This window comes from Acinetobacter pragensis (assembly GCF_001605895.1).
Classification (GTDB): domain Bacteria; phylum Pseudomonadota; class Gammaproteobacteria; order Pseudomonadales; family Moraxellaceae; genus Acinetobacter; species Acinetobacter pragensis.
This window is the reverse complement of sequence record NZ_LUAW01000020.1, coordinates 129,019-152,280: the sequence shown is the minus strand read 5'-3', so window position 1 is coordinate 152,280 and position 23,262 is coordinate 129,019. Positions and strand designations below refer to the sequence as shown.

The 23,262-nt window shown below is 43.4% G+C and carries 19 protein-coding genes; 10 read left to right on the top strand and 9 right to left on the bottom strand.

What is annotated here, in order from left to right:
* The first annotated feature begins 3 nt into the window (after positions 1-3).
* From mnmA to purB, 3 genes are read left to right on the top strand one after another with little or no spacing between them, the layout of a single operon-like run.
* Positions 4-1,137 carry a tRNA 2-thiouridine(34) synthase MnmA gene (gene mnmA, locus AZH43_RS09190; RefSeq protein WP_067669139.1) on the top strand — a complete coding sequence of 378 codons (1,134 nt, stop codon included), beginning with the start codon at positions 4-6 and terminating at the stop codon, positions 1,135-1,137.
* Positions 1,138-1,152: 15 nt separating this feature from the next.
* The gene (gene hflD / locus AZH43_RS09185) at positions 1,153-1,884 is read left to right on the top strand and encodes a high frequency lysogenization protein HflD (protein ID WP_067668933.1); all 732 of its coding nucleotides are present in this window, start codon (positions 1,153-1,155) and stop codon (positions 1,882-1,884) included.
* Between the two features lie 57 nt (positions 1,885-1,941).
* Positions 1,942-3,330 (top strand): adenylosuccinate lyase, encoded by a 1,389-nt coding sequence (purB, locus tag AZH43_RS09180; RefSeq protein ID WP_067668931.1) that lies wholly within the window; start codon positions 1,942-1,944, stop codon positions 3,328-3,330.
* A 55-nt stretch (positions 3,331-3,385) separates the two neighbouring features.
* Here purB and AZH43_RS09175 read toward each other — a convergent pair whose 3' ends face one another.
* Positions 3,386-3,625, bottom strand: coding sequence for a hypothetical protein (locus tag AZH43_RS09175; RefSeq protein ID WP_067668929.1), 240 nt, complete (start codon positions 3,623-3,625; stop codon positions 3,386-3,388).
* Between the two features lie 307 nt (positions 3,626-3,932).
* Here AZH43_RS09175 and AZH43_RS09170 point away from each other — a divergent pair, with 307 nt between their 5' ends.
* Positions 3,933-4,562, top strand: coding sequence for a DUF2238 domain-containing protein (locus AZH43_RS09170; protein ID WP_067668927.1), 630 nt, complete (start codon positions 3,933-3,935; stop codon positions 4,560-4,562).
* 572 nt (positions 4,563-5,134) lie between these two features.
* Here AZH43_RS09170 and sohB read toward each other — a convergent pair.
* From sohB to AZH43_RS09140, 5 genes are all read right to left on the bottom strand, one after another.
* The gene (gene sohB / locus AZH43_RS09160) at positions 5,135-6,097 is read right to left on the bottom strand and encodes a protease SohB (RefSeq protein ID WP_067668925.1); all 963 of its coding nucleotides are present in this window, start codon (positions 6,095-6,097) and stop codon (positions 5,135-5,137) included.
* Positions 6,098-6,526: 429 nt separating this feature from the next.
* Positions 6,527-7,453, bottom strand: coding sequence for a phosphate ABC transporter ATP-binding protein PstB (pstB, locus tag AZH43_RS09155; RefSeq protein WP_067668923.1), 927 nt, complete (start codon positions 7,451-7,453; stop codon positions 6,527-6,529).
* Positions 7,454-7,466: 13 nt separating this feature from the next.
* On the bottom strand, positions 7,467-8,858 hold the full coding sequence (pstA, locus tag AZH43_RS09150; protein ID WP_067668921.1) for a phosphate ABC transporter permease PstA: 1,392 nt from the start codon (positions 8,856-8,858) through the stop codon (positions 7,467-7,469).
* On the bottom strand, positions 8,858-10,237 hold the full coding sequence (pstC, locus tag AZH43_RS09145; protein WP_067668919.1) for a phosphate ABC transporter permease subunit PstC: 1,380 nt from the start codon (positions 10,235-10,237) through the stop codon (positions 8,858-8,860). Before pstC ends, pstA begins: the two co-directional genes overlap by 1 nt.
* A gap of 100 nt (positions 10,238-10,337) precedes the next feature.
* Complete coding sequence (locus AZH43_RS09140) at positions 10,338-11,363, bottom strand: substrate-binding domain-containing protein (protein ID WP_067668917.1); 1,026 nt, start codon at positions 11,361-11,363, stop codon at positions 10,338-10,340.
* A gap of 691 nt (positions 11,364-12,054) precedes the next feature.
* Here AZH43_RS09140 and AZH43_RS09135 point away from each other — a divergent pair.
* From AZH43_RS09135 to AZH43_RS09115, 5 genes are all read left to right on the top strand, one after another.
* Positions 12,055-12,993: a SphA family protein gene (locus tag AZH43_RS09135; RefSeq protein ID WP_067668915.1), complete on the top strand. Its 939-nt coding sequence runs from the start codon at positions 12,055-12,057 to the stop codon at positions 12,991-12,993.
* A gap of 46 nt (positions 12,994-13,039) precedes the next feature.
* Positions 13,040-13,852: a hypothetical protein gene (locus tag AZH43_RS09130; protein WP_067668913.1), complete on the top strand. Its 813-nt coding sequence runs from the start codon at positions 13,040-13,042 to the stop codon at positions 13,850-13,852.
* Positions 13,853-13,896: 44 nt separating this feature from the next.
* Positions 13,897-14,916, top strand: a complete 1,020-nt coding sequence (locus tag AZH43_RS09125; protein ID WP_081406797.1) for a DUF1214 domain-containing protein — start codon at positions 13,897-13,899, stop codon at positions 14,914-14,916.
* 58 nt (positions 14,917-14,974) lie between these two features.
* Entirely contained in the window at positions 14,975-16,381 is a 1,407-nt protein-coding gene (locus AZH43_RS09120) for a DUF1254 domain-containing protein (protein WP_081406796.1), read from the top strand.
* 138 nt (positions 16,382-16,519) lie between these two features.
* Positions 16,520-17,569 carry a Rieske 2Fe-2S domain-containing protein gene (locus tag AZH43_RS09115; RefSeq protein WP_067668909.1) on the top strand — a complete coding sequence of 350 codons (1,050 nt, stop codon included), beginning with the start codon at positions 16,520-16,522 and terminating at the stop codon, positions 17,567-17,569.
* Positions 17,570-17,616: 47 nt separating this feature from the next.
* Here AZH43_RS09115 and AZH43_RS09110 read toward each other — a convergent pair whose 3' ends face one another.
* The 3 genes from AZH43_RS09110 to AZH43_RS09100 all read right to left on the bottom strand — a co-directional run bounded on the left by AZH43_RS09110 (position 17,617) and on the right by AZH43_RS09100 (position 22,055).
* Complete coding sequence (locus AZH43_RS09110; RefSeq protein ID WP_067668907.1) at positions 17,617-18,987, bottom strand: MFS transporter; 1,371 nt, start codon at positions 18,985-18,987, stop codon at positions 17,617-17,619.
* A 159-nt stretch (positions 18,988-19,146) separates the two neighbouring features.
* Positions 19,147-20,679 carry a pyridoxal phosphate-dependent decarboxylase family protein gene (locus AZH43_RS09105; protein ID WP_067668904.1) on the bottom strand — a complete coding sequence of 511 codons (1,533 nt, stop codon included), beginning with the start codon at positions 20,677-20,679 and terminating at the stop codon, positions 19,147-19,149.
* A 2-nt stretch (positions 20,680-20,681) separates the two neighbouring features.
* Positions 20,682-22,055 carry a diaminobutyrate--2-oxoglutarate transaminase gene (locus AZH43_RS09100; RefSeq protein ID WP_067668903.1) on the bottom strand — a complete coding sequence of 458 codons (1,374 nt, stop codon included), beginning with the start codon at positions 22,053-22,055 and terminating at the stop codon, positions 20,682-20,684.
* Positions 22,056-22,540: 485 nt separating this feature from the next.
* Between AZH43_RS09100 and AZH43_RS09095 the strand changes: the two genes are divergently transcribed.
* Entirely contained in the window at positions 22,541-23,242 is a 702-nt protein-coding gene (locus AZH43_RS09095; RefSeq protein WP_067668901.1) for an SIMPL domain-containing protein, read from the top strand.
* Positions 23,243-23,262: the final 20 nt, after the last annotated feature.

The window sequence follows — 23,262 nt, the reverse complement described above, 5'->3', positions numbered from 1 at the left end:
CCTATGCAACAACGTGTCATCGTCGGTATGTCTGGTGGTGTAGATTCTTCTGTTTCTGCAGCGCTGCTTCTTCAACAAGGCTATCAGGTTGAAGGCCTGTTCATGAAAAACTGGGAAGAAGATGACGGCACGGAATACTGTACGGCTATGGAAGACCTTGCCGATGCACAAGCGGTGTGCGACAAAATTGGCATCAAACTGCATACCGCCAACTTTGCCATGGAATACTGGGATCGTGTATTCGAACATTTTTTAGCAGAATATGCCGCTGGACGCACACCCAACCCAGATATTCTGTGCAACAAAGAAATTAAATTCCGTGCATTTTTAGATCATGCGGTGAATTTAGGCGCAGACTTTATTGCGACTGGCCATTATTGCCGCCGCGGTGAAACTGCCAAAAATTCACGCGGTGAAGAATACGCCCCATTGCTGCGCGGTCTAGACCAAAATAAAGATCAAACGTATTTCTTGCATGCAGTACACGGCCGTGAAATCAACAAGACTTTATTCCCTGTCGGTGAAATTGAAAAACCTCAGGTTCGTAAAATTGCGGAAGAACTAGGCTTAGCGACAGCAAAGAAAAAGGACTCAACCGGTATCTGCTTTATTGGCGAACGCCGCTTCAACGACTTTTTAAAGCAGTATTTGCCTGCACAGCCCGGAAAAATATTGCTGGATAACGGCAAAGAGGTTGGTGAACATCACGGCTTAATGTACTATACGCTCGGTCAGCGCGGCGGTATTGGCATTGGCGGCCTGAAAGGCGCAGAAGAAGGTGCTTGGTTTGTGCTGCATAAAGACATTGAAGGCAACCGTCTGATTGTCGGCCAAGGCCATGAACATCAGCTCATGCAAAGTACTATACTTTGGAGTGAAGCGATTGACTGGGTGGCCGGTGAACAGGATATTCCGGAAACAGGCTTCCGCTGCACGGCAAAAACCCGTTACCGTCAGTCAGATCAGGCCTGCACGCTGTATAAAGACCCGAATACCCCGAATGGTGTCCGTGTTGAGTTTGATGAACAGCAGCGCGCGGTAACACCAGGTCAAAGCGTTGTGTTTTACTCAGGTGAAGTTTGCTTAGGCGGCGGTGTGATACATCATACCAACGCACCTAAACCGGATTTTATTTAAAAGGATTGTTTCGGCATGACAGAGTTACCGTTTCAACAGTCTCAAACTCTGAATGCTCGTCAAAACCGCGCATTGGCGTTAGCGGGCGTTTTTCAAGCGACCCAGCTGACGCACATGACTGCGCTGACTGGGCAAAAGAGCATTGGCGAAAGCGGTAACTTTTATTTAGAACAAATGATTAAAGCCAGTTTAAATATCCGACCAAGCGGAAAATGCAGCTGCCAAACTTTAGACTTCTTTAATCAGATGGCCGATATTTCCCTAGGTTTAAAAACCTTGGAAAGCAGTATTAACCAGCCCTTTAATACCTCTCCGACTTCCAGATTACCCAAACTTTCCAGTGCAAAGCTCCCCATGAACTATGCACTGGCTTTGCTGCAATTAGAAAAAAAAGTCTACAGCAATCCTAAATTTGTTGAAATTATTGAACAGTCGCAGCAGAAAATTTTAAGACAGCTGTCTTTCTTTGATCATAATTACCTGCATCCCAGTGTTCTGGCCAGCCTTGCGCAAACCTATGTAGACACAGCTGGACAGATCAATCCGCGCATTATGGTGCGCGGCAATGCAGAAGCCTTTAAAGATTCTTCGCACACTGACCGTATTCGTGCTTCCCTATTTACCGGCCTGCAAATGGCGCATTTATGGCGTCAGCTTGGCGGCAGTTCATGGGGCATGATTTTCAGTAAACGCAAGCTGCTTAAAGATATTCAAGATCTTGCTCGATTGCAGTATCAGGTGGTGTAACTTGAACTGCATCCTGCTCTTTGTTTTACGTTTAATTCCAAAGTTTAAGGAATCGCTATGAACGCTTTAACCGCACTTTCTCCACTCGATGGACGCTATGCAAGCAAATGTGATGCTTTGCGCCCTTTCCTCTCTGAGTTTGGTTTAATCCATGCTCGTGTGACTGTTGAAGTGCGCTGGTTACAAGCGCTTGCAAACCGTCCTGAAATTACAGAAGTTCCTGCGTTTTCTGCAGCAACCAATGCTGCTCTAGATGCAATTGTGGCAAATTTCTCTGAAGACAATGCAAACCGCATTAAAGAAATCGAACGTACTACAAACCACGATGTAAAAGCGGTTGAGTACTTTCTGAAAGAACAAATTGCCCATATTGATGAACTGAAAAATGCAGGTGAATTCATTCACTTCGCATGTACTTCTGAAGACATCAACAACTTGTCTCATGCTTTAATGCTGAAAAATGGCCGTGAAGTTTTAGTTGCAGCAATGCAGCAAATCATTGACTCGATTGCGGCTTTGGCTGAAACGCATGCTGAACAGCCAATGCTGTCTCGTACACACGGTCAAACAGCAAGCCCAACAACCTTGGGTAAAGAAATGGCGAACGTGGCTTACCGCCTTGCACGTCAAATCAAGCAATTTAAACAAGTTGAGCTTTTGGGCAAAATCAATGGCGCTGTAGGCAACTATAATGCGCATTATTCTGCTTACCCTGAAATCAACTGGCCTGCTCACTCGCAAGCTTTTGTTGAATCTTTAGGTTTAGAATTCAACCCGTACACTACTCAAATCGAACCGCATGACTACATGGCGGAACTTTTTGATGCGCTACGCCGTTTCAATACAATCTTGATCGACTTTAACCGTGACGTTTGGGGCTACATCTCTCTTGGTTTCTTCAAACAGCGTTTAAAAGAAGGTGAAGTTGGCTCTTCTACAATGCCGCATAAAGTAAACCCAATTGACTTCGAAAACTCTGAAGGCAACTTAGGTATTGCAAATGCAGTATTGGCTCACCTTGGCGAAAAACTTCCAGTTTCGCGCTGGCAGCGTGACTTAACAGACTCTACTGTTCTTCGCAACATGGGTGTCGGTTTTGCTCAAAGCCTGATTGCTTTTGAAGCGTGCTCTAAAGGTATTGGTAAACTTGAGCTGAATGCTGCCCGCATTGCAGAAGACCTTGACCATGCGCAAGAAGTTCTAGCTGAACCAATTCAAACGGTTATGCGCCGCTATGCAGTTGAAAAACCTTACGAAAAACTGAAAGCCCTGACTCGCGGCCAAGCAATGACCCGTGAAATGATGGTTGATTTCGTGAATGGCAACGAACTTTCAGCAGTACCTGCCGAAGATCGTGCACGTCTAGCGGAAATGACACCTGCGACATACACAGGCAACGCAGCTGAACAAGCAAAACAAATCAAAGACCTGATTGCTAAAATCTAATTTAACTTAGGTGTAAAAAACGAGGCGTTATGCCTCGTTTTTTTATACTTCATGATTATGGCAAGGGGCAGTATCTCGCCCAATCCGCTTTCATTTTTACCAATTCATGACCCGTTAAAATATCGCTGTAGTAAATATAATAGGTCGCATCTGGATATTGAATTTCATGTCTATACAGCATGCCGCGCAAAGAAACAGACAGCTCTTCTGGAAAATTATCCGCGAGATATAATTCCTCAAAGTCATAATTAAAATAGCAATTCTGTTTTGCTTCGAATGCTTCTGCAATGGCCATATATGCAACCTAAAATATTCTAAAAATATAAATGCAGTTTAACCAATTCATTCATCAAAAGCTTTATATGCGGCAGCATCATGATTCATAACATAAAATTTATTTAGAAAATAACAATGCGTTTTAAGCTATTTTAAAAGCCAGTTCGGCTGAACAAGCATCCCGGTAATCTCGCATTGCAGTTCCCTCGCTGCAAATAAACAGACAAAAGCTGACATTGCTTAAATTTTATTTACCATTACACTTAAACAGCAGAACTTAAGCCTCGCCGTTTATACCTTATGATACTTAACATTGAACATAATAAATGATTGAAACACAGCTTAGCATCAAACATTGGATTTGCCTTGCAACACTCTTACTGGCTGCCGCAATCGCCAGCATTCACCCGCTCGAGTTTGATTCATACTTGCTGCATCAGGCTGGCACAGTGTTTATGCTTGCGGCACTTCTGTTCTGTCAAAAAAAAGTGGGCTTTACCTTTTACAGCTTTGCCCTCTACATTGCTTTTTTATTGATTCATATTTTAGGCGCGCATTACTTATATTCTTATGTGCCCTATAACGAATGGCTCATTCAGTATTTCAATATAGATTTAAATCAAACCATGGGCTGGTCACGCAATATGTATGACCGCTTGGTGCATCTTGCGTCGGGCTTATTGCTCTATCCGGTATTTTATCGCCTTTTTCAAGTTTGGCTGCCAAGCCTTAAACCGTTCACCCTATTTTTGCTGGTCATTCAATTTGTCATGGCCACCAGTTTAATTTATGAATGGATTGAATGGCTCATTGCTATTGGACTCTCACCAGAAGAGGCGGAAAATTACAATGGTCAGCAAGGTGACATCTGGGATGCGCATAAAGATATGCTGTTGGCGGCAGTGGGTGCACTCATAACAGGCATCATCTGTTTATGCAGAAATCCGCATAAATAAAAGCTTAAATTGAATGATCACGTTTTGCTTCAGAATCTGCGGCACAATCCATCGAATAATTTCAGAAGCACTGATTGCTTGATTTTAAATTTGTCATACAGCTCAAAACAGACACATTCACCTTTTTGCTTACGCGCTGAACTTTCAGCCAAGCCTAAATGCCGATCATATTTTGAATCATCAAAATAACTGGTTATTCTTTCGAATTGTTCACGCTCAGTTGTGTGCAGTGTATAAAATTGAATGATGCCGTACGATTGCAAAAGTATTCAGGGCTTGTCTTCGCTCTAATAAGCGGCTCAAACTAAGATTAAAAAGCTGAGCAATAAAGTACAGTCAGCCGCAGTAAAGATAAATATCCCGATGATTTTTATCTTTTAACCAAGGCACAATAAAAACATAGGCTTAAAATGGCAAAAATACCTAACGTAGAATTTTGATAAAAACTAAAAATGTATTCATTCCTCGTTTATCAAATCGTCTTCCGCCTTCTCTAAAATAACCTCATCGGCTTATCTGCAAATAAAAAAGCTCACCGCAGTGAGCTTTTAAGCATCAGAGTATAATTCAAATCAAAGTTTTGGATCGCGAAGCTGCACCATGCTTGAATTGGCTTTACTCAAACTTTCCATTACTTTGTTCATTACTGCCGGCACTAAAGAATCTGCTATCTGAGCAGCCTGCAGGCCTAACTTTTCACCTAAAGTTGGCTTCTTACGCGTTTCAATCACATAGACATCATGCTGCTGAAGCAAGCCCAATAAATATTCATCCGATGTTTTAAGCTGATCCACTAGATTTAAATCCAGTGCATCTTTGCCATACCAATGTTCGCCGGTTGCGACCTTTTCAACATTTAATTTCGGACGGTATTTTTCAACAAAATGCTTGAACAGCTCATGGGTCTGCTGCAGCTCTTCTTCAAACTTCGCTTTGCCTTCTTCAGTGTTCTCACCAAACATGGTCACAGTTCGCTTAAATTGCCCTGCTGTGTACAGTTCAAAATCAATATGCTTTTCTTTCAGCAAGCGGTTAAAGTTCGGTACTTGCGCAACAACACCAATAGACCCCACGACAGCAAATGGTGCAGAAATAATTTCAGAACCGATACACGCCATCATATAGCCGCCGCTGGCCGCAACTTTATCTACACAGATGGTTAAATTAAAGCCTGCGTCACGCAAACGCACCAGCTGCGCAGCAGCCAAACCGTATCCATGCACCATACCGCCCGGACTTTCCAGACGTACAACCACGCGGTCTCGGCCAGATTTTGCCGTGGCTAAAATTAATGTGATTTCTTCTCGCAGCTGTTCGACTGCAGAAGCGGCGGTATCGCCTTTAAAATCGAGGACATAAATTTTTTGATTGTTCTTTTTACGTGCGCGGGCTTCTTTTGAAAGTTGCTGTGTCAGCTGGAAAAATTCCAATTTTGATCCTGCTGATTGAGCCATTTTTTTTCGCTGTTCATTAATACGCGCATTGAGATGATGAACGCGGATTTCGGCAGGCAGTTTAGGAGTATGAAATAGCATATAAATTCTTTTCTCAAATTGGCTCTAAGCTTATCTTTTAGATTAGGACAATTGCACGGTTTTTCAATAGCTGTTTTGCGATTAATCCGGTTTTATCTGTCCTTGCCTTGCAAACTCATTTATGAATGCCATGCTGTCAGAAATCCACCGCCTGCCCATCGTTTACTATCTGTATAAACATTTGAATTAACGTCCAACCGTTAACGATACAATTAGTTAACAGGCTATTTAATTTTTTAAGATTCCGATATTTGCACATGATGTCATCCTGACTGGCACCCGCAACAATTCATCATACCTGTGCTTTTAAGCTTAAGGAAAAGCCGCTATTCAAAACAAAAATAACAAACAATGTGCTGAAACCGGGATACAAAACAAAAAAAACAGAGCACTAAGGCTCTGTTTTAAAGACGTTCCAGAAATGCTTGATTAACCGAAACGGCCTGTAATATAGGCTTCAGTCAACTGATGATCCGGCTGGGTAAAGACTTTTTCTGTCGAGTTGACTTCAATCAAGTCACCCAAATGGAAGTACGCAGTACGGTCAGAAACACGCGCCGCCTGCTGCATCGAGTGCGTCACAATCGCAATGGTGTATTGATTGGATAATTCTGAAATCAGCTCTTCCACTTTTGCAGTGGCAATCGGGTCCAGCGCTGAACAGGGTTCATCCATCAGAATCACTTCAGGACTGACCGCAATGGTGCGCGCAATGCATAAACGCTGCTGCTGACCGCCTGACAGGCCTGTACCCGGCTGGCTTAGTCGGTCTTTAACTTCATCCCATAACCCTGCTTTGCGCAAGCTGTTTTCAACTATTTCTTCCATGTCATATTTGTCACGCGCCAAACCATGCAGTTTTGGACCATAAGCAACGTTATCGAAAATAGACTTAGGAAAAGGGTTTGGCTTTTGGAAAACCATGCCGACTTGAGCACGAAGCAAAACCACATCCAAATTCGGATCATAAATATCTTGATTGTCCAGCATAACTTTGCCTGTCACGCGGCAGGTATCAATAGTATCGTTCATGCGGTTCAAAGTACGCAAAAACGTCGACTTGCCGCAGCCAGATGGCCCAATAAAGGCGATCACTTCGTTTTCATAAACCTGCAGATCAATCCCTTTAATCGCTTCAGCTTCGCCATAATAAACATGCACATCTGAAGTGCTCAGTTTTACATTTTTGGCTTTTTCATCTTTTTTAGGATGAGACTGAGTATCAAACTGAGATACGAAAGATGTTGAAGGCTGTTTTTGAGCATCCGAAGAAGCCGTAAAGTTTTTTTGCTCTGGATTCACTGATTTATCCTGATCTAAGGAATTCGTTTTAGATGTTGCGGTTACAGTATTCATATCATGCCCTCACTTACCAGCGGACTTCAAATTTCTTTCGTAACCAGATGGCCAAGCTGTTTAGGCCAATCATAAGTACAAGAAGAACAATAATGGCAGCCGCAGTCCGGCCTTCAAAGAAGTTGCGCAATTCATTGCCCTGCCACAAGAAGATCTGCACCGGCAATGCGGTTGATTGATCTAATGGTGATGCAGGAACACTTGCTACAAAGGCGCTCATGCCAATCAGCAGCAATGGTGCAGTTTCACCCAATGCCTGCGCTACCCCAATAATTGCGCCTGTTAAAATACCCGGCAAAGCCAAAGGCAATACGTGGTGAAAAACAGTTTGCAGCCGCGATGCCCCCAAACCCAACGCCGCTTGGCGAATAGATGGCGGTACTGCTTTTAAGGAGGCGCGGGTCGTAATAATTACGGTCGGCAAAGTCATTAAGCTCAGAACCAAACCGCCAACCAAAGGTGCCGAAAGCGGCATATGCATCCAGCCAATAAATATTGATGCGCCTAACAGACCAAACACAATTGATGGAACAGCGGCCAAGTTATTAATATTCACTTCAACAATGTCAGTAATATAATTTTTCGGCGCGAATTCTTCCAAATAGACTGCCGATGCCACCCCAATCGGGATTGCGATCAGAATCACAATGAACATCATGAACAACGAGCCCATGAATGCGCCTGCCAAACCCGATGTGGCCGGTGAGCTGCGCGAATCCGGATTCGTAAAAATACTGGTATTAAAGCTGTTGGTGATAATGCCTTGCGCTTTTAACTGATCTGCCAATTGACGCACTTCAGGACTCAGCTGCTGCTGTTCATCCGGTAAAGAACGGTCAATATTGCCAGCCAGCCATACGTCCACATTCGCATCTGCAAGAATCTTAATATCTTGTTTTTTACCAATTAAAGACGGATCTGCAAAAACCATATCACGCAGACGGTAGGCTTCAGAACTAGTATACAGTGAAGTCAGATCATCACGCTTTGATGCCAATGCCTTATCTTCTGCGATGAGGCCGTTGGCGATTAACGCATCCCAATCGACCATGCCCATTTCTGTTTGCCAAGCGACATAACGCTCTTGATATTGCGCTGGCGATTCGCCTTCTTTTTGAACCGGTTTAGGCCCCACATTAATAATGGACGGATCAAAGAATACCGGAACTGTCATGCTGCTTTGCCAAAACGACGGCAAACCTTTAATTAAAATACTGCCGAACAGCAATGCGACAAAAAGCAAACCAGTGATCACGGCAGAAAAACCGAACAATCTGAATATTTTTTCTTTGCGGTGGCGTTTTCCCAAAGATTTTTCAATGGTTTTTTTACGCTTTTCGCGCAATTCAGCCGCCGCTCGAGGATCGAGGATCTGATCCATAGATGTCGTGTTTGAAGTACTCATTAGTCGTATTGCTCACGGTATTTGCGCACGATGTACAGCGCCACAATATTTAAACCTAAGGTAATCACAAATAGCGTCAAACCAAGTGCGAATGCCACCAGAGCCTGCGGGCTGGCAAAGTCAGTATCCCCTGTCAGCTGGTTCACAATCGTAATTGTGACTGTCGAAATCGCTTCCAGCGGGTTGATATGCAATAAAGGGCTGTTGCCGGCGGCCAGAACCACAATCATGGTTTCTCCAATTGCGCGCGAAGCAGCCAACAAAAATGCGCCGATAATCCCGGGAAGCGCCGCGGGTACAACAACTTGACGGATTGTTTCTGATTTAGTCGCGCCCAAACCCAATGAACCGTCACGCAGTGACCGAGGCACCTGCGTAATAATGTCGTCAGATAAGGACGATACAAATGGAATAATCATGATGCCCATAACAAAACCGGCTGTTAGCGCACTCGTCGCATTGATTTCCAAGCCAATATACGCCCCCATCTGCTTGATGAATGGCCCTATAATCATTAAGGCGAATACACCGTAAACGATGGTTGGAATACCCGCTAGAATTTCAATTGCAGGTTTAGCCCATGAACGGAAGCTGGAAGATGCATATTCAGCCAAATAAATTGCAATCATCAGACCAATCGGCACGGCTACCAAAAGCGCAATACCGCTGACCATCAACGTGCCCCAGAGTAAAGGAAGCAGGCCATAGCTGCCTTCTGCATTGCCTGATGTACTGAACCCCGGGTTCCATTCTGTACCAAAAAAGAAATCCAATGGGCTGACAAAACTAAAGAAGCGCATCGCTTCACTGAACATTGACATCACAATGCCAATCGTTGTTAAAATTGCGACGCCTGAACATAGCGCCAGTGCGACATTAATGACTTTTTCTACTTGGTTCCGCGCGCGGTATTGTTTTTCGACACGGCGTTTTGCCCAAACTAGGCCAATTAAAGCCGCGCAAATCACGACTGCCAATTTGGCGAAAGAAGCAATATTTTCAAACTTCGCCAGCTGCTGCGCAGCCGCAACTTCATACGCAGCAGGCTGGTCACTGACACCAAAGCCAGAAGCAATCGCCTGCACCCGATCAATCAGGACACTGATGCTGGCCGGATCCATCGTCGCTTTAATTTGTGCCGGCACATTGTCCAGCACCACATGCTTTAAAATACTCGGCTCGACAATATTCCAAACAATCAAAATTAAAAAAGCAGGGATACCGCACCAAAGCGCAACTAAAGCGCCGTAATATCCTGGGCGCGAATGCAGCATTGCAGAGTTATTTCCCTTGCCTGCCATATTCCGGCTTTTGGTTAAGCCTATTTGATAAGCGATAGCAATTATTGCAAGCAGCACGCCTATAAGCAGCAGATTCATGTATTCTCCACCGTTTTTTCAATTTTCATTCTTTGAAAAAACATATTCTTTGCAAAAAACTGATGGCAGGATCATCCTGCCATCAGCTCTTTTACCCATCTTATTTAACCGCTTTGCCTGCTTTAAAGTCTGCTAGAACTTTTGCACGCTCTTTATCTGACATTGAAATCAGACCCGCTTTTTCCAATTTAGAACCTTTACCAGAAACTTTCTTGCTGATGAAAAATTCTGTGTACTGCGGCAAGCCTTTGATTGATTTCAAATGTTCACCTTTAACATAGAAGAACAATGGGCGAGAAACCGGGTAAGAACCATTCAAAATTGTTTTTTCAGATGGCGCTACGTTGTTAACAGTCGCTACACGCAATTTGTCACGGTTTTGATCATAGAAGCCTAGACCAAACACACCTACCGCGCTTGGAGATGTTTTTAAGCGAGCCAGTGTTTCTGTATAGTCGCCAGAAATTTCAATGACACGGCCATCTTTACGGAAAGTTGAACATGCTTTCTTCTGCGCATCTTTATCTAATTTTGCGAAAGCTTCATACGTTTCACAGCCAGCATCAACCATTTTTTCTTGGAACACTTCACGTGTACCGTGGTTAGAAGCAGGGATAACTAAAGTAATCGGCTCATTTGGCAATGACTTGTCAATTTGATTCCAGCGAGTATAAGGGTTTGCAACCATTTTACCATTTGATGGAAGCTCTGCTGCCAATGCAGCAAATACATGCTGAGGACGCAATTTAAATGCCGCTTTATGAGAGTTAGAAGCAAATACGATGCCGTCATAACCGATTTTAATTTCTAAAACTTGATTAACGCCTGCTTTTTTACACGCGGCTAATTCTGTATCTTTAATTTTGCGGGATGCGTTCGCGATATCAATAGTATTGTCGCCTACACCGTTACAGAACTGCTTCAAGCCGCCTGACGTACCGCCAGAACCGACAACTGGCGCTTTAAATTGCGGGAAGGTATTGCCGAATTCTTCAGCAACAATACTTGCATAAGGTAAAACTGTAGAAGAACCAGCGATTTGGATCGTGTCACGTGCTGCATTTGCAGTTGTTGCTGCAGCCGCCCCAGTCAGTGCCAATGCAATTGCGATGTTATTAAAGCGCATTCTCATCTCTCTTATTTGATGCAGTTTAGGAGTACGCCACTTTTTATTAAGTTTTGTACTTATTTCGATAACTGCATTTTGATTTTAGAATATGACAGTGAAGTTACAGCTTTATGACGCTTTTATGATAATTATGAAAGCAACCTTGATTTAATTTAATTTTGTTATATTTCAATATGTAACAACATTTTTATATTAAAGTGTCCGTACCTGTTTAAACAGCGGAATTGTAATAATTCATGTTTATGTCACAAACTTTATGGCTTCCATGTCTATTTTTAAACGGCAGCAGGCCTTTTTTATTACAGGAATTAAAAACTCACAGCTAAATGACATCATTCAATTTGAGGATAAATCAGCCAAACGGATATCAAGATGGACACCTTAGATTCTCAGATATTCTTGTGTTCACCCTTTTACAGCCAATTAAGCTTACTAAGTTCCAGAACTGGTTTTATTTACTTTTTTATTTAGCCCCAAAACAACATGCCAATCGAACATAAAATAATCATGATACATATCTCATAAACAGGAATATATGAGTAATTATTAATCGTTATTTTTGGTAACAATGATATTTCAGGATATTGAACATAAATATCTTCCTATGTATAAACAATTAATTACCCTTTAAAAACGATTTGCATCTTTTCAATACAAATATATAAACATCAATAACAAGGGCTTTCATATGTTAAAAAAAGCAATATGGACAATTTTAATCGGTTCTTTAACTACAACTGCTTTTGCTACAGAAGGCGGAATTGGCCGCCCAATCACCGGGATGCAGGTACAGCCGCTAAATGGTTTATTGCCCGTTGAAGAAGGCGGTGTGCTAACACTTTCCAGTATTTATTATGACGGCAATTTTGAACGTTCACGTACAGTTCCAATTGCAGGAGAACTTACCGGCGGCCTGAATTATGACGTTTCGTATAACTTTCTGAATAGTATTTTTGTTTGGAAAACCAATGAAAAATGGAGCTTAGCAACAGCTGTAGGCGTTCCTGTGCAATACACCAAAGTAGGCGCATATTTAAATAATTTTGAAACAGAGCAAAGTTCTACAAAAATTGGCGATGTGATGTTTTCACCGCTGATGGTCAATTATCATCTTAACCCCATCATGCATGCGCTTTTTAATGTTGCAGTCTATGCGCCAACGGGCAGCTATGATGCCGATCAGCTCAGCAACGCAGGTCAAAACACTTGGACTTTTGTCCCAAATCTTGCTTTTACTACCATCCTGCCGCGAATGAATGCCGAAATCACCACCAATTTGGCCTATGAGTTTTATACCAAAAATGATGCAACAGACTATACCAATGGCGACATCTTCCGTTTAGACGTTTTAGGCTTAAAACGCTTTGGAGAGCTGGGCGGCGATGGCTTAGGCGTTGGCGCCGTTTTTGGATGGATTGAACAAACCACTGACGATAAAGGGAAGCTGGCAGAGCGTTTAGATGGTTTCCGCGGCAAAGCTTTAGGTGCTGGCCCCATATTAACTTATGACAAAAAACTCAGTAAAACGGCAGGCATTTCAGCTTCTTTCCGCGGCATTTACGAATTTGATGTCAAAAACCGTCCTGAAGGTGAGGCATATCAATTTGCAATAAATTACCAATATTAAGCATGCCCCATAAAGCATGCTAAAAACAAAAATAGGAAATTACATTATGAATAAAATACCTGCTCATCTGTTTAAAATATGGATGCTTTCCAACGGCTTCTTACTCAGCTTTTCTGCAATGGCCGACGATGCGGCGGAACTGGCAAAAAAGCTCTCTAACCCCGTTGCAGATGTGATCAATTTGCCTTTTCAGCTGAACTATGATGACAACATTGGCGCGGCTGAAAATATCGAACGCTATCAGCTCAATATTCAGCCGGTCATTCCGATTAAGCTGAATGACAACTGGAATCTCATCTCACGAACTGTCCTGCCTGTGATTGTTCAGCAATATGAAGGAATTGATAAAGATACAGACTGGGGTGTAGGCGATATCACCCAGAGCTTCTTTTTCACCCCTACCCCGAAAAGTCCGGATGGCTTAATTATCGGCTTCGGCCCTGTAATTTACTTGCCGACTGCATCTGAAAAAACATTAGGCCCTGACCAATATGGCTTAGGCCCTACCGCTGTCATTGCAAAACAAAGCCATGGCTGGACTTATGGAGCGCTTGCCAATCATATTTGGGCGGTAAAAAAGAAAGACGGCGATGAAGGCATAAACAATACGTTTTTACAGCCTTTCTTGAACTATACAACACCGACCAGTGTGACTTATTCCTTAAATACTGAAAGTACTTATGACTGGAATACAGATGACTACACCATTCCCATCAATTTAACAGCAACAAAAATTGTCAAAGTAGACAAGCAATTAATTAGTGTCGGCGGCGGTGTCCGCTATTGGGCGCATGACACCGACTCCAGCGCTAAAGATTTCGGTGTACGCCTGATCGCATCATTCATTTTTCCAAAATAATGTTAACCCGTTTTGACCAATAAACACATTAGAGAAAATTTAATATGGACCATTCTAAAAAATTAATACTCGCAGCTTTAGTTACCGCTTCTATGCAGCTTCATGCAGCTCCAACAAAGGTCAATACAGACAACTTTGTACGCGCTGAGTCAGACCTGTACTTCAAATCTTTTGCATCTCAAGAAGGCGGTTTTGGCGGCCTCAATCATACTCGCCTTCCTTCGCCTATTGACGGTCAAAAAGTGATTCGGCTTAACCGTGACACACTTTATTCTTCAGGTGTATTTGACCTGAAAGCCGGCCCGGTCACAGTTACATTGCCTCAGGCCGGCAAACGCTTTATGTCAATGCAGGTGATCAACCAAGACCACTACACGCCTATGGTAAACTACAAACCGGGCAGCTATACGCTGACTGAGCAGAATGTCGGTACGCGCTATGTTGCGCTTGCAATCCGTACATTTGTAGATCCGAACAGTCCCAAAGACTTAAAAGAAGCGCAAAAGCTGCAGGATCAAATTAAAGTGTCGCAGCCAGGCGGCCCGGGCAAGCTTGAAATGCCTGAATGGGATCAAGCCAGCCAGAAAGAAACCCGTGATGCTTTACTGAAGCTGAATAACGGTCTGCCGGATACCAACGATATGTTTGGTAAAAAAGAAGAAATCAAACCGGTACGCCACCTTATTGGTGCGGCATCCGGCTGGGGCGGCAACCCGCAGCGCGATGCGACTTATCTCAACGTCTATCCAACTAAAAATGACGGAAAAACTGTTTATACCATGACTGTACCGAAAGACGTTCCAGTGAATGGCTTCTGGTCAATCAGCGTATACAACAAAGAAGGCTTCTTCCAAAAAAATGATCTCGAAAGCTACACACTGAACAATATCACTGCAAAACCAGCAAAAGACGGCAGCTATCAAATACAGTTCGGCGGCTGTACAAAAACCACAGTGAACTGTTTGCCAATTAGCGCTGGCTGGAACTATATGGTTCGCCTATATCAACCGCAAGAATCCATTTTGAAAGGCACTTGGAAATTCCCTGTTGCTCAAGCTAAATAATTAAATATAGGGAGGCTGAAATAGCATCCCTTTTCTTTTTTTAATGAGGATAAACAGCATGACCATTTCCAAGAATAAAATTCTGTTTAGTGCGTTAGTCGGTCTAGGACTCAGCATGAGCCAGCCTGTTTTTGCTAAATTAACATCCGCACAAGCAGAAGAATTAGTAAAAAAAGCCTATATCTATGGCTATCCGATTGTAGACAATTATCGTGTTCAGTATTCTTATTTTGTGGATAAAAATAGCCCTGAATATAAAGGCGCGTGGAATGAACCGCATAATATTGCGCGAGTTTACACACCGAAAGATACAGCGATTCAAACCCCGAATTCAGATACGCCTTACACTTTTGTCGGTGCAGATCTGCGGACTGAGCCGCTGGTGCTGAGTGTTCCTGAGATTGATAAAAAACGCTATTACTCTATTCAATTTGTAGATATGTATACGCATAACTTCGCCTACGTGGGCAGCCGCGCTACTGGTAACGGTGCAGGAAAATTCTTGCTGGTTGGCCCGAACTGGAAAGGCGCCAAACCGGCCGGCATTAAAGATGTCATTCGCTCAGAAACAGATTTAGCCTTCTTGGTTTACCGCACCCAGCTTTTTTCTGATAAAGACCTAGAACAGGTTAAGCAAATTCAAAGCAAATATAAAATCAGTACCCTATCTGAATATCTTGGTACAAAAGCGCCAAAAGCCGCGCCTGCAATCAACTTTATTAAGCCATTGACGCTAGAAGAGCAAAAAAAATCGCCAGAATTCTTTAATGAGCTGAATTTTGCTTTGCAGTACACACATGTACACCCTTCAGAAAAAGCCATGCTGAAAGAGTTTGAGCAGATTGGCATCGTACCGGGCAAAAAGTTTGAATACAGCAAACTGGATCCTGTTGTTCAAGCGGCCATCCCTAAAGGTATTCAGCAAGCGTGGGCGGATTTGCAGTATCGAAAAACCAATTTCTTAGACACGGGCAAAATTTCTTCTGCAGACGGCTTCGGAACACGCGAATTTATTGATGGGCGTTATCTAGACCGCATGATGGGGGCTGTATTCGGCATCTATGGCAACACGAAAGAAGAAGCGCTTTACCCTTCGTATTTTGTTGATGCTGAAGGCAAACCTTTAGATGGCAAAAACAGCTATCAATTGACTTTTCCAGCAGGCCAATTGCCACCAGCTAAATCTTTCTGGTCACTTACCATGTACAAACTGCCAGAAAGTTTACTCTACGAGAATGAGCTGAACCGCTATCTGATTAACTCGACCATGACCGATCAGCTGAAAAAGAATAAGGACGGTTCAGTTACGCTTTATATTCAAAACAAAGCGCCTGCAGCAAATCTGAAATCAAATTGGCTTCCAGCGCCTGCAGGTCCATTCCTCGCGCTGATGCGTTTGTATTGGCCAGAACAGGCTGCTTTAGACGGTACGTGGAAAGAACCTAAAATTGTCAAAGTGAAATAAGCCCTCTTTCATTAAAGCAGTCTGACCTCAGGCTGCTTTTTTGTTTCCGCTTTTTAGAACAGCTGATCCCAAAAATTGAAATATCCCTATACACAGGGCTGTCCTATATTCATATGAAGAAATCATGCTGATGAAGATATGAATAGCAAAATAAAGACATATAACCCTGACCTGCCTGTTCACATGAGCTTTGATGAACATGATTGGCATTTATTAGCAGAATATTGGTATCCGATTGCACTCGCCCGTGATATTAACGAGCAACCCTACGGTACGATGTTACTCGATATGCCTTTGGTTATTTATAAAATGGGCGAGGAACTGATTGTCGCACAAGATGCCTGCCCGCATCGCGGCGTACCGCTCAGCTTAGGTCAAAATGACGGACAAGGCATCGTCTGCCGCTATCACGGTTTACGCTTTGGCAGCAAGGGCCACTGCAACCGCATTCCTGCTCACCCGGAGCATAAAATTTCAGCGCGCTTCAACCTTAAAACCTATGCTGCCGTGGAGCGCTATGGTCTGATTTGGTGTTCTCTGACTGCCCAACCTGATGCAGCGCCTAATATCCCAATAATGCCGCATTGGGATGATGCAGAGTTTCAGCAGTTGGTCTGCCCTACAGTCGACTTTAAATGCTTCGCTGGGCGTCAAGTGGAAGGGTTTATTGATGTTGCGCATTTTGCATGGGTACACCCTGATACCTTTGGTGATCCTGAAAATGCAGAAGTACCCGATTATAAAACCATAGAAACTGAAACAGGATTTAATGCTGACTATTGGAGCAGTGTCGGACGTTACCCGATTGGTCTAGATCAACGAGGTAAAGACGGTTTCCAATGGTTACGCCATTTCGAGATTCATTTGCCATTTACAGCAACGCTGACCATTCATTTTCCGAACGATGCAAAACAAGTCATTATGAATGCTGCATCACCCATGACTGCTCGTTCTACACGCTTGTTTGCGCCCATCTGCCGTAATTATGACATGGAGTTACCTGTAGAAGACGCTTACGACTTTAACATCAAAATATTTGAAGAAGACCGCTTAGTCTCTGAATCACAAAAACCTGAATACTTGCCATTGGATTTAAGCATTGAAGCGCATTTCCCAGCAGACCGCAGCTCGAGCATGTACCGTAAATTATTGCGTAAGAAAGGCTTTAGCCCGCTGTTTGCATCATAAAAAATACAGTAAAAAGAGGTCTTAGGACCTCTTTTTACTGTATTGGCTTAATGAACAAGTTCAATACTGCCAACCGCTTGCGCTGAATTTTTATTACTGCCTTTAATCAATAAAATACAAATGAATGCCGCAATTAACGGTACTCCCAATGCAAAAAAATAACCTGAAATGCCAAATTTATTTAAGATAATTCCACCAATTGCCGAACCGATAATTGCGCCAAAACGCCCCATGCCAATCGCCCAGCCTGTTGCCGTTGCTCTAATTTGAGAGGGATAAGACTGAACAACCAAATAGTTCAATGCTAATTGCTGACCGCCAATACCGAAACCGGCCAAAGCAATTAAGGCAAAAATATACATCCATTGCTGCGAATGAATCAGCAGACCTAAACCGACCACTACGCCTAAACCAATAATCAGCATAAAGGACAAAATCTTAGCGGTATTTAATTTAGGCAGAAAATACGCCAGCGGCAATGCAAACAGAATGAATGCCGCATTGACTGTTACTGATGCGTAAGGCGCTTGCTCAGGCGCTAAGCCTGCTTGTTTTAAAATAGTCGGGAGCCAAGACAGCAGCATAAACCATGCAATCCAATTAAAGAAATATACGCCCCATACCCCTGCTGTCGTTCTTGCCAGTCCATTCTTGAACAGCATGGAGAAATGCATTTTTTCTGTACGTGCAGGACTTAGATTTGCCAAATCCTGATCTGAAATATCCGTGTTTTTCGCATTGATCCTTTCAATAATATCAGTAATTTTTTGCTTAGTTTCAGCGCTTTTCTGCTGCGCCAAATATTCCAAAGACTCTGGCAGCATAAAGTACAATACAGCTAAAAAAACCAGCGGTAACGCGCCGCCAATAATATAAATCCCCTGCCAGCCCCAAATTGGTAAAATCTTGGCCGCTAACAAACCGCCAATCATGGCGCCTGCTGGCAATGCTAAAAGTACACCAGTCGTAACTGTACCTTTATATTTTTGCGGTGAATATTCAGCAGCCAAAGCCAAAAGGACGGGGGTTGCTCCCCCCATCCCCAAACCGGCAATAACGCGCAGAATCAGAATTTGATCAACATTGCTGACCAATGCAGTGAGCAGCGTTGAAATTGAAAAAATAGCAACACAGAACAGCAGTGTTTTTCTGCGGCCAAGCTTATCCCCTAAAATCCCTAACAGCATCGCGCCTATGGTCATTCCCACAATGCCAGCAGTTAAAATAGGCGCCAATGCGCCTGCTTCTAATTTAAAATGTTCCAATAAGGCTGGCGCAGTAAATGCAACCGCTTGGGTGTCAAAACCGTCAAATAGCGCAATGACAAAGCATAGAATAATCACCCGCCATTGAAAGCCTGATATTCCTTGGTTCAGGGCTGTTTTAATTACTGAATCTTCTTTTAAAACATGATCCATACACTGTCTTCAATTATCCATAATCACCCCTACTGTAGAAATGCTTTAGATCCGGGTCAAGGATCGATAAAGTATAAAAATATACTTTTAAGGATATGCTGCAAAATTCAGGCATAAAAAAGGAGCTCATAAGAGCTCCTTTTTGACACACGCCATTGATTAATCAATTGCAGGTGTATAAGTGCCATCCGCAATTGGACCTTTGATGCGGTCAGCTTCTGCAAGCACCAGCGCCAGCAAGTTCTTCACATTATCTAAAGTCGCTACTGGGCTTAAAGTGGTCATTTTCAATGATTGAACTTGACCGACTTTAGTCACACCAATATTCGCTTCACCGCGCGCAAACAATTCGTCTGCGACGTTTTGGTTCAGCGTATCCAGCAATTCGGCTGGGTAGCCAGCAGGAATGACACGGAACAATACAGATGCGAACTGTGGATCAACCAGCATTTCCAAACCGTCAGTTGCAGTAATATAATCTGCAACATCACGCGTCAATTTTACGCCATGGTCAATCATTGAGCCATAAAGCTCTTCACCCAATGCTTCTACTGTCATCCACAATTTCAACGCGTCAAAACGGCGTGTAGTTTGCAGCGACTTAGACACTAGATTTGGAACGCCATGCTCTTCATCATAAGCAGAGTTTAAATACTCAGCTTCGTAGTGCATGAAACGGTAGTTCGCTTCGTCTTTCAACAAGAACGCGCCGCATGAAATCGTCTGGAAATAGTGCTTATGGAAATCAAGCGTTACTGAATCAGACAGCTCGATACCGTCCAGCATTGAACGATAGTCATTTGAAAGAATCAGTGCACCGCCCCACGCTGCGTCGATATGCATCCACGCGCCATATTGGTTGGTGATTTCACGGATTTCTTTCAGTGGATCGATTGCGCCGGCATCGGTCGTACCTGCAGTTGCCACGACACATGCCACAATCTTGCCTTCAGATTGAAGGTGCGCCATAGTTTTCGCAAGTGCGTCAACATCCATCTGCGCATTGCCGTTCACAGGAACAGTCACAACAGATTGGAAGCCCATGCCCATCATCGCCATGTTCTTTTGCACAGAGAAATGCGCATTTTCAGAACAGATGACTTTGACATTACGCATCGCATCCGCTGGAATGCCATCACGCTGAACTGACCACGGATTGCCGTTTTCATCTTTCCAGTTTTTTGAGATGCACGCGTCACGCGCCAGCAAAACACCCATCAAGTTAGATTGAGTGCCGCCAGAAGTGAATACACCGGCTTGACCCGCCCCGTAGCCTACTTTTTGACGAAGCCAATCAATCAGCTGAACTTCCATCAGTGAACCTGCCGGGCTTTGATCCCATGAGTCCATAGATTGGTTAGTCGCGTTGATAAGCACTTCCGCAATTTGACTGGTCACCATCGTTGGGCAGTGCAAATGCGCAAGTGAATGCGGGTGATGCACTTTTAAGCTTTTATTTAAAAAAAGCTCAACCATGCGCTCTAAAGATTTTTGCACACCAATACCGTCTTTCGATGGATTGAACGCAATTGCGCTGCGCAGATCTTTAATGCTGCCGCCGGTGTACATTTTGTCATTTTGCAACCATGCAGAAACGGCTTTCACCGCCTCGCCCATAGCTGACTGATAGTCAGCTATGGATTGTGCATCATTGCAGAATAACGCTTTACGATGTTCTGCAAAATCAACCATGTTTACGCGCCTCGAGTTGCAACAAGTGCTTCAGCCAATGCTTTTTTGAAGCGTACAATCACTTCTTCACATTCGGCTTGATTGATGATCAGCGGGCAAAGCAAACGAATTACTGTGCCGTTACGGCCGCCTTTTTCCAACAGCAGCTTGTTATTAAAGCATGCTGCTTGAATCGCCGCTGCCAATTGAGAATCAGCCGGGAAAGCACCCATATGATCCGCTTTTTGGCGTTCATCAACAATTTCTACACCAATCATTAAACCGCGGCCGCGAACGTTGCCGATGCACGGAAATTCTGTCGCTAATTTTTTAATTTCAGCTTGCAGGAAATCACCGCGCTCTTGCGCATTTTGAGCAAGATTCTGTTCTTTGATTGTTTTGATCGTTGCAAGACCAGTACCCATCGCCAATTGGTTGCCACGGAAAGTGCCCGTATGGCCAGCCGGCTGCCATGCATCAAACTTACGCTTAATGGCCAGCACTGCCAGCGGCAGGCTGCCGCCGACTGCTTTAGACATCACTACAACGTCCGGTTCAATACCAGCATGTTCAAAGGCGAACATTTTGCCTGAACGCGCAAAGCCTGCTTGAACTTCATCAAGAATCAGCACAATGTTGTGCTTTTCAGTCACTTCGCGGATTTTTTTCAGCCATTTTACTGGAGCTGTTACCACACCGCCTTCACCTTGAATCGCTTCAAGAATCACAGCGGCCGGTTTTGTGACGCCGCTTTCTACGTCTTCGATAAAGTTTTCAAAGAAATAAGTCAGCGCATCTACACCAGCTTCACCGCCAATACCCAGCGGACAGCGGTATTCATGCGGATAAGGCATAAACTGAACGCCAGGCATTAAGCCATTCACAGCATTTTTAGCAGACAGGTTGCCTGTCATCGCTAAAGAACCGTGAGTCATACCGTGATAGCCGCCTGAGAAGCTGATCACTGAACTGCGGCCTGTATATGTTTTGGCTAATTTAATTGCTGCTTCTGTGCCATCTGCACCAGACGGTCCGCAGAACTGTAAGCAGTATTCTTCTTGGCCGCCCGGAAGCTGTGCAAGAAGCGCCTCAGTAAAAGCATCTTTTAAAGGCGTTGTTAAATCTAAAGTATGCAGCGGAAGACCACTGGCTAAAGTGTCCTGAATACTTTGAATTACCGCAGGATGATTATGGCCTAAAGCCAATGTTCCTGCCCCAGCTAAACAATCGAGGTACTCTGTACCTTCAACATCAGTAACCCAGCACCCTAAGGCTTTTGCTATCGCTAGCGGAAGTTTGCGCGGATAGCTACGAACATTGGATTCCATCTGACTTTGGCGAGTCAGGTAGTATTCGTTAGTAGAATTAGGGGCAGGATTTACAGAAGAAACGCTCATATCGAATTACCATCTCTGATATGGGTTGAAAGAAATAAGTCGGGTGACTTGCGGTCCTTTGACTCGGTGCTTTATGGATCCAGTTCGACTATATCTGTTAGTCATGACTAGAGGGCGGATGATACAGATTTTTTCAATAAAATAAACAAGTTTTGCATCATAAAATAGCTAAAACTGATTGAAAAAAAGGATCAAGACCAGCCGAAGTTTGAATTATCATATTACAACGTGACAATTCAAAGAAAACCCCTTTATCTTATGCTTTTTTAAACCTTATGCAGGTTTATTGTAATTTTCAATTATTTCAAAAGCTAAGATCATATTTTAAAATGTTTTTTTATTTCCAAAATAATTGAAAAAATCTTAGAATTTTACAATCTCGCCACATATTTTCCTTTAATCCGACATAATCCGCACTTAAGATAAGTGCATAACACAAATCCGTATTTTTTAAAGACGTTCTTGCAGAAAAACAGGCCTTAAGCATGAAAAAAATTACCTTATCAACACTGCTGCTTACTTCCGCCCTGAGTGTTCCCGCTTTTGCACAGCAGGCGGAATCCTTGAATTACAACATCGTCAACATTCAGGCGGATGCAGCCCGTCAAGTGTCTAATGATGAAATGAATGCGGTATTGTATATAGAAAAATCAAATAAACAGCCTGCGGAACTGGCGGCGCAAATTAATCAGCTGATGTCTCAAGCCGTGAATACTGCGCGTAAATACCCAAATGTCAAAATTGAAACCGGTTCGCAAACTACGTATCCGATCTATGACAATGACAGCCGTAAACTGAAAGAATGGCGCGGACGTGCGGAAATCCGTTTAGAAAGTACCGATTTTAAAGCTGCCAGCCAGCTGGTCAGCGAACTGCAGCAGAATTTCCAAACTCAATCGATCAACTTTTCCGTATCTGACGCTCAACGCAAAAAGGTAGAAAGTGAATTAATGATTGAGGCTTCAAAGAATTTCCAGCAGCGGGCGCAAACGCTTTCACAGGCATGGAATAAGTCTGGCTACAATTTAGTTAACTTAAATTTGAATACCAGCAATTACGGAGGCCAGCCTGTTCCGCGCTATGCGATGATGAAAGCAGCAGCAGCCGATGCTGTTCCAGAACAGGAAATGGCTGGCGGCGAGTCTAAAATCACTGTGAATGCAAACGGTACAATTCAGTTTAAATAAAAGGTTTTATTCACATAAAA